We start from the raw sequence: 14,019 nt of genomic DNA on the forward strand, positions 1-14,019 counted from the left end.
ACCGCGATGCCCAACCGGTATCCGACCCCGGTGATCCGAAACGCAGAACCATCGACAGGTTGACCGGCATGGCCCCCGACTTTCTCGTAACCCATTCCGGCGGCTTCCATGCGGACGAGCTGCTGTCGAGCGTGATCCTGACGCGCCTGTTTCCTGCTGCCCGCCTCGTTCGCAGCCGGGCGCCCGAATGGATTGCGCCGGGTCCCGACAGGATCGTCTATGACGTCGGCGGCGCCTATGATCCGGCCGCCGGGATTTTCGATCATCACCAGCGCGGCGCGCCGCTACGCGACGATGGCCAGCCGTTCAGCTCGTTCGGGCTGATATGGCGCCGGTTCGGCCGGGACTTCCTGAAGGACCTCGGCATTCCCGCCTCCGATATCGATGCCCTCCATGCGGGCTTCGACCTCGATTTCGTGTTGCCGGTCGACTTGATGGATAACGGCGCGCTCAGCCCCTCGGCGGCCGGCGCCCTGAGCAAGCTGACCCTGCCGGTCCTTCTGGAAACGCTCAAGCCGGTCTTCGACGACCGGGCGCCGGATGCGGACGACCGGGCCTTTCACGCTGCGCTTGCGATCGCGCGCAGCTTCGTGGAGGCGACCATAGGGCAGGCGGCCGCGAAACTGCGTGCCGAGGCCATCGTGTTCGGGGCGATCGCCGCGGCCGGCGATGGGCGCGTGCTCGAACTGCCGATGGGGATGCCCTTCCGGCCGGCCATCGTGAAGGCGGGCGCTGGCCATCTCCTTTTCGTTGTCCATCCTCGCGATACCGACTGGTGCCTGACGGGCATCCGGCGGTCGAGCGACGGCTTCGAGCTGCGGGCCGATCTTCCCGCGGCCTGGGCCGGCCTGACCGGCGAGAACCTTGCCGCGGCTTGCGGCGTTGCCGGCGCAACCTTCTGCCACAACGGCCGCTTCATCGCCGCGGCGAAGACCCGGGAGGCTGCGCTTGAAATGGCGAGGATCGCGGTGGAAGTCGCAGTGCAGGTAGATGGAGCTATCGCCGCGGCGTAAGGGCGGCACCCACGACGTTTTCCGCCCATCGTAAAGAGCGGCGGCCGTGGGGACATGCATCCGGATATTTCTATAAGGCTTGAAGCGTTTGCGGATGGAATGCCGCACGGACGTCGCTGAAGCCATGGCTCGCCAGTCACGGAGCCAGATTAGGCAAGCGTGACGGGTCTTCCGCACGCTCCGTTGGCCACCGTTCACCTCTATTCCCCATTCATCGTTCCCAGCGCGCATCGTGGCGGCGAACGGCGCTATTTTGTCGCGTCGCTGGCTATGTTAAAGTGGTATATTATTTACCTCATTAAAAGGAGCGGTCATGGATCAGAACGAAATCCGCAAGCCTCTGGTGTTCTCCGGCGAGCATGTCAGCGGCAGAGATATCGAGGGAAGCAGCCTTGTGCCGATGCTCGTCGCCGGCCTGATCCTGATCGCGATCGGCTATGCGGCCGTGATGATCTTCGTCTAGATCGTGAGCATGCGTGGTGCGCGGCTCCGCGCGGAAGCCCGGCTACCGCCGGGGCGCGGGGCCTGAATTGGAGAGGACGTCGAGGTGCTGCGCGCCGATCGTGCCGTCGGCCTCCACCACGGCCTGCCAGCGCCGGTTTCCGCAGCGCACCGAAAGCCGCCACCGGCCGGCATCCTCTCCCTCGCCGCGCTCGACGCGCGAGACGACGAGACCCCGGCGCATGTAGTCGCGGAAAGTCTGCGTCGGCCAGCCGAACCGCTCGGCCAGCATGTCCGCCGGCAGCAGGAATTCCCCATCCACATCCCGATTGAGAACGAACGGCACGGTCATGGGCACGTCTCCACCAGCATCGCCGCTTCCCTCATGCCGCCTGGATATCGATGCCGAGCAGCGGGCGTAGCAGGGCCCGGTCGCGCACGATGTCCGCCAGCGTGTATTTGTCGAGAACGGCCAGGAAGGCGCCGAGCGCCTCGTGCAGCATGCCCTTCAGCCGGCAGGCCGGCGAGATGACGCAGCCGCGTCCCTCGGCCTGCATGCATTCGGCGAGCGAGAATTCTTCCTCCGTCGCCCGCACCAATGCCCCGATGCCGATTTCGTCGGGCGCCTTGCCGAGGCGGATGCCGCCGCTGCGGCCGCGCACGGTCTCCACGAGGTCGAGATCGCGCAGCGTCTGCGCCACCTTGAGAAGGTGGTTGCGCGAAAGCCCGTAGGCCTCCGCCACGTCGTTGACGGTGCAGACACCGTCCCGCCGCGTGGCGAGATAGATCAGCATGCGCAAGGCATAGTCGGTATGAAGCGTCATCCGCATCGGTATCGTCCGAAGCCGCCGCCGGCGTTGGAGTATAACAGGTATCCGTCACGCCACTTTTAACGTATCGGCTGCCCCGTTGAAAGGGCAATAGGGTCGCAGCACCGGACGGGTCCGGATCCGGCGCGCTCCCGGCTCTTCACTGCGCCTGCGGCGGCACGACATGGCGGCGGTTGATGCTCGACGGGCGGCCCTTGATGGAAAGGGCGGTGTCGCGCTTTTCGCGTTCGGCCACGATCTTGCCCTTCGCGACGACGCAGAGCCGCTCGGCCCGCAGACGCACCGCCTCGATGGGATTGCCCGCGTCGAGCACCACGAGGCTTGCCGTCTTGCCGACCTCCAGTCCGAGATAATCGAGCCCCATGATCGCGGCATTGACCTTGGTGACCATGTCGAAGCAGGTGCGCATGTCGGCCGGCGAGGACATCTGCGCGACGTGCAGGCCCATGAAGGCGACGTCGAGCATGTCCGCGGTGCCGAGCGAATACCAGGGGTCGAGCACGCAGTCCTGGCCCCAGCCGACGCGGATGCCGTGTTTCAGCATTTCCGGCACGCGGGTCATGCCGCGGCGCTTGGGATAGGTATCGTGCCGGCCTTGCAGCATGATGTTGATCAGCGGATTGGGAATGGCCGACACTCCGGCCTCGGCGATCAGCGGCAGCAGTTTCGAAACGTAATAGTTGTCCATGGAGTGCATGGACGTCAGGTGGGAGCCCGCCACGCGGCCCTGCAGGCCGAGGCGCTGGGTCTCGTAGGCGAGCTGCTCGATATGGCGGGACAGCGGATCGTCGGTCTCGTCGCAATGCAGGTCGACCATCAGGCTGCGCTTGGCGGCGATCTCGCAAAGCTCCGTGACGGAGCGCCTGCCATCTTCCATGGTGCGCTCGAAATGCGGAATGCCGCCGACGATGTCGACGCCGAGGTCGAGCGCGCGGATGGTGTTTTCGCGCGCATTGGGAGAGCGGTAGAGGCCGTCCTGCGGGAAGGCGACGAGCTGGAGGTCGATATAGGGCGCGATCTCCTTCTTCACCTCGAGCAGCGCCTCGACCGCCAGAAGCCGGTCGTCGCAGGTATCGACATGGGTGCGGATGGCGAGCAGGCCCATCGAGACGGCCCAGTCGCAATAGGCGAGCGCCCGTTCCTTGACGGCTTCATGGGTGAGGAGCGGCTTCAGCTCGCCCCAGAGCGCGATGCCTTCGAGCAGCGTGCCGGAGGCATTGATGCGCGGCAGGCCGTAGGACAGCGTCGCATCCATGTGGAAATGCGGGTCGATGAAGGGCTGGCTGACGAGGTTGCCGGTGGCGTCGACCAAACGGCCGGCCTCCGCTTCGAGGCGTGGCTCGATGGCGGCGATCTTCTCGCCCTTGATGCCGATATCGGCGACGGTTCCATCGGGCAGCGTACCGCCCTTCACGATCAGGTCGAAACTCATCTTTCGCCTTTCTGGTAGGGTATCATCAGAGCTTTGGGATAGGTGGCGCGGCGCGCGACCAGGATCAGCGCCAGGATCGACAGCGCATAGGGCATCATCAGGAAGACCTGGTAGGGCACGATGCCGCCCGATATCTGCTGGAGACGGACCTGGTAGGCATCGAAGGCGGCGAACAGGATGGCGCCGATCAGCACCTTGCCCGGCCGCCAGGAGCCGAAGACGACGAGCGCGATGCAGATCCAGCCCCGGCCGTTGATCATCTGGAAGAAGAAGGAGTTGAAGGCCGAGGTGGTGAGGAAGGCGCCGCCGAGCGCCATCAGCGCGCTGCCGGCGACGACCGCGCCCATGCGGATGCCGGTCACCGAAATGCCCTGTGCCTCGACGGCCGACGGATTTTCGCCGGCCGCCCTCACGGCAAGGCCGACCGGCGTCCGGTAGAGGGTCCAGGCGACGACCGCCACCGAGAGGAAGGCGAGATAGGTCAGCGGCGTTTGCGTGAACAGCGCCTCGCCGATCACGGGGATCTTCGACAGGCCCGGGACGGGCCAGGGCTGGAACGGCTCGATCTTCGGCGGCGACGTTACCTCCGGCAGGAGGAGGCGGTAGGTGAAGTAGGTGAGGCTGGTGGCCAGCAGCGTCACGCCGATGCCGACGACATGCTGCGACAGGCCGAGCGGCACGGTGAGCGTGGCGTGCAGCAGGCCGAACAGCGCGCCGACGAGGGAGGCGACCACAAGCCCCGTCCAGAGATCGCCGCCGGCATAGACGGTGAACCAGCCGGCGAAGGCGCCCGCCGTCATGATGCCCTCGATGCCGAGATTGAGGACGCCCGCGCGTTCGCAGATCAATTCGCCCATGGTGGCGAAGATCAGCGGCGAGGCGATGCGGATGGCGGCGACCCAGAAGGAGGCGGAAAAGAGGATGTCCAGCGCGTCCATGTCACCTCCACCTGATCTTGAAGCGGGTCAGAAGGATTGCGACCACCATGGTCAGCAGCGATGTGGCGACCATCACGTCGGCGATGTAGCTCGGCACCTTGGCCGCGCGGCTCATGGCATCCGCGCCGACGAAGATGCCGGCGACGAAGATGGCGGAGGCGACGACGCCGAGAGGATTGAGCATGGCGAGCATCGCCACGACGATGCCGGTGTAGCCGTAGCCGGGCGAGAGGTCGAGCGTCAGGTTGCCCTTGAGCCCCGACACTTCCGAAAAGCCGGCAAGGGCCGCAAGGCCGCCCGAAAGCAGCGCCGTCTTCATCAGCACGCGGTTGACCGGGATGCCGACGAAGCGCGCGCCCTCGGCATTGTGCCCGACGGCGCGCATCTCGTAGCCGAGCAGGGTCTTCTTCGTGATCATCCAGACGACGGCCGCGGCCGCGATGGCGATGACGAAGCCGTAGTGCAGGCGCTTGCCCTGGATGAGGCGCGGCAACTGCGCCTCGGCGATGACCTTCTGCGATTGCGGCCAGCCGAGCCCCATCGGGTCCTTCAGCACGCCGTCGAGCAGCATCGAGACGAAGAGGAGCACGATGAAGTTGAGCAGCAGCGTCGTGACCACCTCGTCGACGCCGAACCGCGTCTTCAACACGGCCGGGCCGAGCAGGATGAGGGCGCCGGCCGCCATGGCGGCGATCATCAGCACGGGGATCAGGATGAAGGAGGGCAGCGGCAGCGCCCCGGTTCCGAGCGCCACGGTGACGATGCCGCCCATATAGAGCTGGGCCTCGGCGCCGATGTTCCACAGCCGCGCGCGGAAGGCGACGGCGATGGCAAGGCCGGTGAAGATCAGCGGCGTCGCGCGCGTCAGGGTCTCCATCAGCGCGAATTGCGAACCGGCGGCACCCCTGGCGACGAGATAAAAGACCGACAGCGGCGACGCGCCGGCGGTGAGGACGAGGATCGACGTCAGCACCAGCGTCGTGACGATCGCCGCCAGCGGGAACAACAGGGTGACCGCCAATGACGGTGCGGGCTTCGGCTCAAGCCGCATGATCGCTGTGCTCCCCGCTATGGCCCGCCATCAGTTCTCCCAGTTCCCGGATGGTCCTTTCGCCGCGCGCGGACGGCGCCGAAAGGCGTCCTGCCGACATGACGGTGATCCGGTCGGACAGCGCCAGGATTTCCTCCAGGTCTTCCGAGATCAGCAGGATCGCCGCGCCCCGGTCGCGCGCCGCCAGCAGCATGCGATGGACATAGGCGACGGCGCCGACATCGAGCCCGCGGGTCGGCTGGCTGGCAAGGATGACCGCCGGATCGGGATCGAGCGCGCGGCCGAGGATGAGCTTCTGCATGTTGCCGCCGGAGAGCAGGCGGATGCGCGCCTCCGGCGACGGGCATTTGACGTCGTAGTCGGCGATGATCTTCTCGGCGAAGCGGCGGGCCGCCTTCCAGTTAAGGAAGCCCATGCGGCTGAAGCGCGGGCTGCCATAGTGCTCGGCGATCACGTTCTCCGTGACGCTCATGTCGCCGATGGTGCCGACGGCATGGCGGTCCTCGGGAATGCGGGCGATGCCGTGGGAAAGCGCGGTGCGCGGCGACCAGTCGCTGACCTCCCGGTCGGCGATGGAGATGCGGCCGCCGGTCGGGCGCTGGGTGCCGGACAGCAGGGCGGCAAGGGCCGCCTGGCCGTTGCCCGATACGCCGGCAAGGCCGGTGATCTCGCCGGCTGTGAGGGTGAGCGACACGTCGGCAAGCCCGGCCCCGTTGTGCGGGGCGGTGGAGACGCGGTCGAGTGTCAGGAGCGGCGCGCCGAGCCTCACCGGGCTGACCTCCGCCGGTTTCACCTCCTGGCCGACCATCAGGGCGGCGAGTTCCCTGCGGTCGGTCGCGGCCGTCTCGCGCTCGCCGACGAGCTTGCCGGCGCGCAGCACGAGCACGCGGTCGCTGACCGCCATGACCTCCTGCAGCTTGTGCGAGATGAAGATGATCGACAGGCCCTTGGCGACGAGCAGCTTCAGCGTGCGGAACAGGGCCTCCGTCTCGGCGGGCGTCAGCACCGCCGTCGGTTCGTCGAGGATCAGGATCCGGGCATCGCGGTAAAGCGCCTTCAGGATCTCCACCCGCTGGCGCTCGCCGACCGAAAGGGTGGCGACGGTGGCGGCGGGATCGACGGCGAGGCCGAAGTCGGCGGACAGTTCCTCGATGCGCCGGCGCGCGGCGGACCTGTCGAGCCGCGGGCTCCAGAGGCTTTGCGTGCCGAGCGCAATGTTTTCCTGCACCGTCATGTTGTCGGCGAGCGTGAAGTGCTGGTGCACCATGCCGATGCCGGCATTAAGCGCCGCGCGCGGATCGCCCGGCGGCAGGGGCGTGCCGAAGGCCTCGACGGTTCCCTCGTCGGCGACATAGTGGCCGAAGAGAATGTTCATCAGCGTCGTCTTGCCGGCGCCGTTCTCGCCGAGAAGGGCAATGACCTCGCCGCGTTTCAGCTCGAAGGAGATCGCGTCGTTGGCCCTCAGCGGACCGAAACGCTTGCTGATGCCGGAAAGGCGAAGGACAGGGGTACTGGACACGGCGATACGGACCGGAAGAACGGTGGGAAAGGGCGGTCTTGTCCGCCCGGGAGGGGCCGCGGCGCGGCCGCCCCCGGGCGAAGGGACTTAGCTGGATTTCGGCTCGCTGTCGTCGACCGCGACGGTGAAGGAATCGTCCTTGATCGCCTTTTCCTTCTCCGCGATCTTCGCCTTGATCTCGTCGGGAACCTTGCCTTCGAAGGTGCCGAGCGGCGCGAGCGAACAGCCGCCGTTCTTCATGAAGGAATAGACGCCGTAGTCGTCGGCCTTGAAGGTGCCGGCCTTCACTTCGGCGATCGCCTTGTCGAGGGTCGGCTCGAAGTGCCACAGCGCCGAGGCGGCGACGGTGTCGGGATAGTCGGCCTGCGTGTCGATGACGTTGCCGATGGCAAGCACCTTCTTCTCCTTGGCCGCGTCGGAAACGCCGAAGCGCTCGGCATAGAGCAGGTCGGCGCCGCCGTCGATCTGGGCGAAGGCGGTTTCCTTGGCCTTGGGCGGATCGAACCACGAGCCGATGAAGGCGACCTGGAACCTGGTGTCCGGCGCGACTTCCTTCACGCCCGCCATGAAGGCGTTCATCAGGCGGTTGACCTCCGGGATCGGATAGCCGCCCACCATGCCGATGTTCTTCGACTTGGTCAGCGCGCCGGCGACGAGGCCGGAGAGATAGGAGGCATCCTGGATATAGTTGTCGAAGACGGAGAAGTTCGGCAGGTCCGGATCGGGCTTGAAGCTCGAACCCATCAGGAAGGCGACGTCGGGATAGTCGCGCGCGACGGCGCGCGCGGCATCCTCGACGCCGAAGACCTCGCCGAGGATGAGCTTGTGCCCGGCCTCGCAATATTCGCGCATGACGCGCTCATAGTCGTTGTTGGCGGTGTTTTCCGAATAGGCATATTCGATGTCGCCGCGGTCCTTGGCGGCGTTCGCGGCCTTGTGGATGCGGCTGACCCATTGCTGCTCGACCGGAACGGTGTAGACCGCCGCGACCTTGATCGGCTCGGCCGCGAAGAGGCGGCCCGGCAGGCCCGCTGTCGCAACAAACGCGGATGCGCCGGCGGCCTGGATCAGCCGGCGTCTGGAAATGCCGAAATTGCTTTGCATGAACGTCCCCTCTGGTTGATTGCGCGTTTTTGAAATGCGTCTTTTACCGTTTGGTCAATGTAGGGGAAATTCGAAATGGCAGCAATCGGTTGCGGCGCAAGTTCACAGCCGAGACGGCACTGTCGCGGCGCTCAGGCCGAGGGCAGGAGCCGGTCGCGCAGATAGGCGATGAAGCGCTGGCCATAGCCGGGGAGCGGCACCGAGGACGGCCAGATCGCCGACATCTCGAAGTCGAGCGGCTTGCCGCGGTGCAGGATGTCGTAGGCGACCAGCCCTTCCACGGGGCCGGTGCCGAGATGGGGCACGACCGCGACGCCGCCGCTGCTGCGGGCAATCGCCAGCAGCGTATGGGGCGAGGAGGATTCCAGCGTCGGCTGCGCGAGGCAGCTCTCCGCCTGGCAGGCGGTTTCGAGCAGCTCACGGGTGAAATGCCTTCGATTGAGCAGCAGCAGCGGCTGGCGGCAGAGTTGCGCCAGCGTGATGGTCCCGGTCTCGCAGGCGAAGACCGAGGGGAGCGAGAAGGCGCGCACGCGCATCGCGCCGATATCGACGCGGCTGAAACGGTCGGGCCGCGCGAAATGGCGGGCGTTGATCGCCAGATGCAGCTCGTTGTCGTCGAGCCGGCGGGCAAGCTCGGCGCCGCCGCCTTCCTCCAGCCTTATGTCGATATTGGGATTGTCCTGCTTCCAGGCGGGCAGCACCTCGCTCATATGGCGCTCGATCACCTGGGAGCAGGCGCCGACGCGCAGCAGGCCGCATTCGCCCTCGCGCATCTCGGCGACCGCGTCATGGAGGCGCTTGCTGGCGGCAAGGACGGCCTGCGCGTCGATCAGCAGCCGGTCGCCCTGCACCGAGAGGCGCAGGTTGCGGCCGCTGCGCTGGAAGAGCGTTAGCCCGAGCTCCTGCTCCAGCCGCTGGATCTGCCGCGACAGGGCGGGCTGGGTGAGGTTCAGCCGCTCGGCCGCCGAGGTGACGCTGCCGAGCTGGGCGGTCGTCACGAAACTTTTCAACAGCCGCTCGTCCACCGCCCGTCCCCCGCCGATTCATGCCGATCCTGCATGCGTTGCCGAGGGATATTTGCATTGGACGCATGAAGCAAGCTGTGCGTAGGGTGCGGGACCATTAAAATCGAGGTTTCCGATGTCGCAAGCGCCTTCCGTCTGGACGTGGTACGAGAACCAATGGCACGCGGGCGACGTGCGTATTCTCGGCGCCGGCTCGCATGCGACATGGCTCGGCTCGCTGGTGTTCGACGGCGCGCGCCGCTTCGAGGGCGTCATTCCCGATCTCGACCTCCATGCGGAGCGGGTCAACGCATCCGCCCGCGCGCTTGGCCTCCGGCCAACGCTCACCGCCGCGCAGATCATGGAGCGCGTGCAGGAGGGGCTGGCGCATTTCCCGCCAGACGCCGCCGTCTATATCCGCCCCATGTACTGGGCGGAGGAGAGCGATGCGAGCGTCGTCGCGCCCGATCCCGCATCGACGGCCTTCGCCCTCTGCCTGGAGGAGCGGCCGATGGCCGTGCCCGGCGGCTTCACCGTCACGACGACCCGTTTTCGCCGTCCGACGCTGGAGACCATGCCGGTCAACGCCAAGGCCGCCTGCCTCTATCCCAACAATGCCCGCATGCTGGCCGAGGCGCGCGCCAGGGGCTTCGGCAATGCGCTGGTCTGCGACACGCTCGGCAATGTGGCGGAGCTGGCGACCTCGAACGTGTTCATGGCCAAGGGCGGCGAGGTGTTCACGCCGGTGCCGAACGGCACGTTCCTCGACGGCATCACCCGCCAGCGGGTGATCGGCCTGCTGCGCGCGGATGGCGTTGCGGTGCACGAGAAGACGCTCACGGTCGAGGATTTCCGGGCGGCCGACGAGATCTTCAGCACCGGCAATATTTCCAAGGTCATGCCGGTTCTCGGTTTCGACGACCGCACCTTCGATTATGGCCCGCTCGCCCGCCGGGCGCGGCAGCTTTACTGGGATTGGGCGCATAGCTGACGCCCGGAAGGAGACTTGCCATGAGTACCGTTCGCCTGTGGACCGACGCCGAAGCCGAAGCGAACCCGCGCGTCAAGGCGGTGTTCGACGACATCCGCGCCACCCGCAAGTCCGATTTCGTCAACAATGTCTGGCGGGCGCTCGCCAACCAGCCGGATACGCTGGAGCGCATCTGGTCCGGCCTGAAGGACATCATGGTCAAGCCCGGCGCGCTCGATCCGGTGGTCAAGGAAATGCTCTATATCGCCGTGTCGGTCGCCAATGGCTGCAGCTATTGCGTCCATTCCCACACGGCGGCGGCTAAAGCCAAGGGCATGACCGAGGATCAGCACGCCGAGCTTCTGGCGGTGATCGGCATGGCCTCGCAGACCAATGCCCTGCTCAACGCGCTGCAACTGCCGATCGATCCGCAGTTCCTGGTCGAGAGCTGAGACATGGCCGCGATCAAGGCAGGCGCGGTCATCGCGCGCCAACCCGGCGGGCCGGACGTCCTGGAATGGACGGAGCTTGCGGTGGAAACGCCCGGCCCCGGCGAGGTGCTGATCCGCCAGGAAGCGGCGGGGCTCAACTTCATCGACACCTATTACCGCTCCGGGCTCTATCCCTGGCCGGGTGACGTGCTCGTGCCGGGCGCGGAGGCGGCGGGTACGGTGGTCGCGCTCGGCCCGGGCGTCGAGACGCTTTCGGTCGGCCAGCGCGTCGCCTATCTGGAGCGCACTGGCGCCTATCGCGAGATGCGCGTCATGCCCGCCGACAGGCTGATCCCGCTGCCGGACGGGATCGACGCGGCGCTGGCCGCCTCGGTCCTGCTCAAGGGACTGACGGCGCAGGTGCTGGTGTCCACCGCCGCGCCCGTTCAGGCGGGGCAGATGGTCCTTGTGCACGCCGCCGCCGGCGGGGTCGGGTTGCTGCTCGGGCAGTGGATCGCCGCCCTCGGCGCGCGCGCCATCGGCACGGCCGGCTCGCCGGAAAAGGCCGAACTGGCTTTGGCGCACGGATATGACGCCGTGATCGAATACCGCCGCGAGGATTTTGCCGCCCGGGTGGCGGATCTCACCGACGGCGCCCTGTGCCACACGGTCTTCGACGCGGTGGGCAAGGATACCTGGCGCGGCTCGCTCGCCTGCCTGCGCCCTCACGGCCGTTTCGTGAGCTTCGGCCAGGCATCCGGGCCGATCGAGGGCTTCCGCATTTCCGATCTGGCGGCGGGGTCCAAGTCGGCCATCCGGCCCGTCGTCTTCGATTATCTGACGAGCGCCGAAGAGCGCCGCGAGCGCAGCGCCGCGTTGTTCTCGCGGCTTGTCTCGGGAAGCCTTCGCGCCGGTGCGGCGTCACGCCTGCCGCTGCGCGCGGCGGCGGAAGCGCATCGCGCGCTCGAAGGGCGCGCGACGACCGGATCGACGATCTTGACGATGGATGGATTTTCCGCGTGACACCCCGTTCCCGCAAAAACCTGTCCGATTCAGTATGTAAAAGAAAATCTATAGATATTGTCGGTAGTTAGGTCCGGCAGTATCACCTTAATCCGCGGGCGTGCCCGATCCGAATGCTCTAGACGGAAATCATCAGGTGCCAGGCAGCCGACCCCTGTTCAAGATATTCACGCAGGAAACCATCGTTCTCCTGATGGCGGTGGTGCTGTTCGTCGTTTTCGCCGTGGCGCTCGACGGGTTCACCGCGCCGGCGAACCTCCTCAACATCGTGCGCAGCGTCTCCGTGCTGGGCATCCTCGCCGCCGGCATGGGCATCGTCGTCATCGGGCGCGGCATCGATCTTTCCATGGTCTCGATCATGGTGGTGACGGTCGCCATCCAGCTTCAGCTTTTGCAGGCGGGCTGGTCGCTCTGGTCGGCGAGCGCGCTCGTTGCGGCGATCACCATCGGGCTCGGCGCGATGAACGGCTTCATGGTGGCCTATGCCGGCGTCTCGGCGCTGTTCGCCACGCTGGCGTCGAGCGCCTTCGTCTTCGGCTTCGTCCGCTCGCAGATCCTCTCGCAGGACGTCATCTACATTCCCGAGACGGCCGAAACGCTGCTCTGGCTCGGCAAGGCCCGCATCTTCGGCCTGCCGCTCGACGTCGTCGTCTTTCTCGCCGTCGTGGCGGTGGCGCTGGTGCTGCTGCGCTGGTCGCGGCCGGGCCGCTTCCTCTACCTGATGGGCGACAATTTCCAGGCCGCGCGCACCATGGGCATTCCGGTGCGCCCGCTGATCGTCGCCTCCTTCGTCGCAAGCGCCCTCCTCGCCTGGCTCGCCGGCATGGCGAGCGCCGTCAGCCTGCAGAGCATGAACACGCGGCTGGTCAACTCGGCCCTGCTCTACGACGTGGTGCTGGTCGTGGTGATCGGCGGCATCGGGCTTTCCGGCGGCAAGGGCGGCATGCGCAACGTGGTGGTGGGCGCGCTGCTGATCGGTATCCTGCTCAACGGCATGACCATCCTCAACCTGCCGAACATCCACCAGAATCTCATCAAGGCGCTGATCCTGCTCGGCGCGATCATCCTTGATGGGCAACTCAATCCCCGCGACGAGCAGACCAGTCAGCAGGGTGACATCTAGGCGGAGGGCCACGCGGCCCGATGCCCGTGAACAATGGCAACAATCGCGGCCCGGAGAGGGGCGCATCCTAGCGGAGGCATGACATGAGCAATCTGAGAAAGACACTCCGGCGCGTCGTCCTGGCGGGGGCCTGCCTTGCGGGCGCCGCCATCGGCGCACAGGCGCAGGAGACCAATCCCGGCCCCGAGGCCTATCGCTCGGCGCTGGAAGGCAAGCGCGTGGTGATGGTGCCCATGACCATGGGCTTCGACCTGGCGCAGGGCTGGAACCACTTCATCGGCGAGGAAGTCAAGCAGTTCGGCGGCATCTGGGAAACGCGCGATCCCAACTGGAGCGTCGATGCCGGCGCGCAGGCGATCACCGATCTGATCTCCTCGGCCGAAAAGCCGGACGTACTGATCGTCCAGACGCCGGACCTCAACTCCTATTCGCGCCTCTTCAAGCGCGCGCAGGAGGCCGGCATCTTTGTCATCCAGCTCGACAATCCGTCGAACTACGCCTCCGACGTCTTCGCCGGCTCGGACTGGAAGCGCCTCGGCGAACTGGAGACGCAGGCCGTCATCGACCATTGCGGTGAAAGCTCCTCCAAGAAGATCGCCGTCATCCAGGGCGACCAGGTGAATTCGTCGAGCCTCGACCAGTGGGCCGGCGTGCAGGCCGTGCTGGAGCGCAATCCGGGCTGGACGGTCGCGGGCACCGCGGATTCCAACTGGGATGCGACGACGGCGCGCAATGCCGCCGCCACCATCCTCCAGCAGCATCCGGACGTCTGCGGCATCGTCGATTTCTGGGATGCGACGGCGCAGGGCACCGCCTCGGCGATCCGCGACGCCGGCCTCAAGGACAAGATCTTCCTCGCCACGACGGGCTCGGGCGAGGCGATCGATTGCAAGCTCATCGAGGACGGCACCTTCGGCGCCATCGTGACGAGCGAGCTGCCGCGCCAGTCGCAGGACGTCGTGGCCGCCATCAAGATCCTGCTCCAGAGCGGCATCAAGCCGGGCGACAGCAAGACCTATCTCTATACGCACGAGATCGCCCGTTCGAAGAAGGACCTGACGCCGGATACCTGCTGGAGCCAGGCCGCCATCGAGGCTGCCGCCAAGAAGTAATGAAGACAGGGAGGAGGCCGGCCAGCGG

Annotated in this window: 15 protein-coding genes; 7 read left to right on the forward strand and 8 right to left on the reverse strand. The window is 66.6% G+C overall.

Going from position 1 to position 14,019, the window contains the following annotated elements:
- Positions 1-68 precede the first annotated feature (68 nt).
- Positions 69-1,013 (forward strand): MYG1 family protein, encoded by a 945-nt coding sequence (locus ACZ1A1_RS01950; RefSeq protein WP_463618533.1) that lies wholly within the window; start codon positions 69-71, stop codon positions 1,011-1,013.
- A 313-nt stretch (positions 1,014-1,326) separates the two neighbouring features.
- Entirely contained in the window at positions 1,327-1,476 is a 150-nt protein-coding gene (locus tag ACZ1A1_RS01955; protein WP_313192001.1) for a hypothetical protein, read from the forward strand.
- A 42-nt stretch (positions 1,477-1,518) separates the two neighbouring features.
- On the opposite strand, the gene ACZ1A1_RS01960 is transcribed toward ACZ1A1_RS01955, so the two are convergent.
- The 8 genes from ACZ1A1_RS01960 to ACZ1A1_RS01995 all read right to left on the reverse strand — a co-directional run bounded on the left by ACZ1A1_RS01960 (position 1,519) and on the right by ACZ1A1_RS01995 (position 9,338).
- The gene (locus ACZ1A1_RS01960) at positions 1,519-1,806 is read right to left on the reverse strand and encodes a DUF6522 family protein (RefSeq protein WP_313192000.1); all 288 of its coding nucleotides are present in this window, start codon (positions 1,804-1,806) and stop codon (positions 1,519-1,521) included.
- Positions 1,807-1,837: 31 nt separating this feature from the next.
- On the reverse strand, positions 1,838-2,278 hold the full coding sequence (locus tag ACZ1A1_RS01965; protein WP_463618534.1) for an Rrf2 family transcriptional regulator: 441 nt from the start codon (positions 2,276-2,278) through the stop codon (positions 1,838-1,840).
- A 145-nt stretch (positions 2,279-2,423) separates the two neighbouring features.
- Positions 2,424-3,716, reverse strand: a complete 1,293-nt coding sequence (locus ACZ1A1_RS01970) for an amidohydrolase family protein (protein WP_463618535.1) — start codon at positions 3,714-3,716, stop codon at positions 2,424-2,426.
- Positions 3,713-4,654 carry an ABC transporter permease gene (locus tag ACZ1A1_RS01975; RefSeq protein WP_463618536.1) on the reverse strand — a complete coding sequence of 314 codons (942 nt, stop codon included), beginning with the start codon at positions 4,652-4,654 and terminating at the stop codon, positions 3,713-3,715. The genes ACZ1A1_RS01970 and ACZ1A1_RS01975 overlap by 4 nt, the downstream gene beginning before the upstream one ends.
- Position 4,655: 1 nt before the next feature.
- Positions 4,656-5,705, reverse strand: a complete 1,050-nt coding sequence (locus ACZ1A1_RS01980) for an ABC transporter permease (protein ID WP_463618537.1) — start codon at positions 5,703-5,705, stop codon at positions 4,656-4,658.
- Entirely contained in the window at positions 5,695-7,224 is a 1,530-nt protein-coding gene (locus ACZ1A1_RS01985; protein ID WP_463618538.1) for an ABC transporter ATP-binding protein, read from the reverse strand. Before ACZ1A1_RS01985 ends, ACZ1A1_RS01980 begins: the two co-directional genes overlap by 11 nt.
- A gap of 87 nt (positions 7,225-7,311) precedes the next feature.
- Entirely contained in the window at positions 7,312-8,328 is a 1,017-nt protein-coding gene (locus ACZ1A1_RS01990; protein WP_463618539.1) for a BMP family protein, read from the reverse strand.
- 131 nt (positions 8,329-8,459) lie between these two features.
- On the reverse strand, positions 8,460-9,338 hold the full coding sequence (locus ACZ1A1_RS01995) for a LysR family transcriptional regulator (RefSeq protein ID WP_463618540.1): 879 nt from the start codon (positions 9,336-9,338) through the stop codon (positions 8,460-8,462).
- A gap of 130 nt (positions 9,339-9,468) precedes the next feature.
- Between ACZ1A1_RS01995 and ACZ1A1_RS02000 the strand changes: the two genes are divergently transcribed.
- The 5 genes from ACZ1A1_RS02000 to ACZ1A1_RS02020 all read left to right on the forward strand — a co-directional run bounded on the left by ACZ1A1_RS02000 (position 9,469) and on the right by ACZ1A1_RS02020 (position 13,991).
- The gene (locus ACZ1A1_RS02000) at positions 9,469-10,323 is read left to right on the forward strand and encodes a branched-chain amino acid aminotransferase (protein WP_463618541.1); all 855 of its coding nucleotides are present in this window, start codon (positions 9,469-9,471) and stop codon (positions 10,321-10,323) included.
- Positions 10,324-10,343: 20 nt separating this feature from the next.
- Positions 10,344-10,754, forward strand: coding sequence for a carboxymuconolactone decarboxylase family protein (locus tag ACZ1A1_RS02005; RefSeq protein ID WP_415213871.1), 411 nt, complete (start codon positions 10,344-10,346; stop codon positions 10,752-10,754).
- A 3-nt stretch (positions 10,755-10,757) separates the two neighbouring features.
- Entirely contained in the window at positions 10,758-11,756 is a 999-nt protein-coding gene (locus tag ACZ1A1_RS02010; protein ID WP_463618543.1) for a quinone oxidoreductase family protein, read from the forward strand.
- Between the two features lie 136 nt (positions 11,757-11,892).
- A complete protein-coding gene (locus ACZ1A1_RS02015; protein ID WP_463618544.1) occupies positions 11,893-12,879 on the forward strand; it encodes an ABC transporter permease in 987 nt (328 codons plus the stop codon).
- Between the two features lie 83 nt (positions 12,880-12,962).
- Positions 12,963-13,991 carry a sugar ABC transporter substrate-binding protein gene (locus ACZ1A1_RS02020; RefSeq protein ID WP_463618545.1) on the forward strand — a complete coding sequence of 343 codons (1,029 nt, stop codon included), beginning with the start codon at positions 12,963-12,965 and terminating at the stop codon, positions 13,989-13,991.
- Positions 13,992-14,019 lie beyond the last annotated feature (28 nt).

Source organism: Shinella sp. R2-11, assembly GCF_055330205.1.

What these genes read in the sequence shown, in the direction of transcription:
- ACZ1A1_RS01950 (WP_463618533.1), top strand. Translation starts at nt 69, where the DNA reads ATGGCCCCCGACTTTCTCGTAACCCATTCCGGCGGCTTCCATGCGGAC.
- ACZ1A1_RS01955 (WP_313192001.1), top strand. Translation starts at nt 1,327, where the DNA reads ATGGATCAGAACGAAATCCGCAAGCCTCTGGTGTTCTCCGGCGAGCAT.
- ACZ1A1_RS01960 (WP_313192000.1), bottom strand. Translation starts at nt 1,806, where the DNA reads ATGACCGTGCCGTTCGTTCTCAATCGGGATGTGGATGGGGAATTCCTG.
- ACZ1A1_RS01965 (WP_463618534.1), bottom strand. Translation starts at nt 2,278, where the DNA reads ATGACGCTTCATACCGACTATGCCTTGCGCATGCTGATCTATCTCGCC.
- ACZ1A1_RS01970 (WP_463618535.1), bottom strand. Translation starts at nt 3,716, where the DNA reads ATGAGTTTCGACCTGATCGTGAAGGGCGGTACGCTGCCCGATGGAACC.
- ACZ1A1_RS01975 (WP_463618536.1), bottom strand. Translation starts at nt 4,654, where the DNA reads ATGGACGCGCTGGACATCCTCTTTTCCGCCTCCTTCTGGGTCGCCGCC.
- ACZ1A1_RS01980 (WP_463618537.1), bottom strand. Translation starts at nt 5,705, where the DNA reads ATGCGGCTTGAGCCGAAGCCCGCACCGTCATTGGCGGTCACCCTGTTG.
- ACZ1A1_RS01990 (WP_463618539.1), bottom strand. Translation starts at nt 8,328, where the DNA reads ATGCAAAGCAATTTCGGCATTTCCAGACGCCGGCTGATCCAGGCCGCC.
- ACZ1A1_RS02000 (WP_463618541.1), top strand. Translation starts at nt 9,469, where the DNA reads ATGTCGCAAGCGCCTTCCGTCTGGACGTGGTACGAGAACCAATGGCAC.
- ACZ1A1_RS02005 (WP_415213871.1), top strand. Translation starts at nt 10,344, where the DNA reads ATGAGTACCGTTCGCCTGTGGACCGACGCCGAAGCCGAAGCGAACCCG.
- ACZ1A1_RS02010 (WP_463618543.1), top strand. Translation starts at nt 10,758, where the DNA reads ATGGCCGCGATCAAGGCAGGCGCGGTCATCGCGCGCCAACCCGGCGGG.
- ACZ1A1_RS02020 (WP_463618545.1), top strand. Translation starts at nt 12,963, where the DNA reads ATGAGCAATCTGAGAAAGACACTCCGGCGCGTCGTCCTGGCGGGGGCC.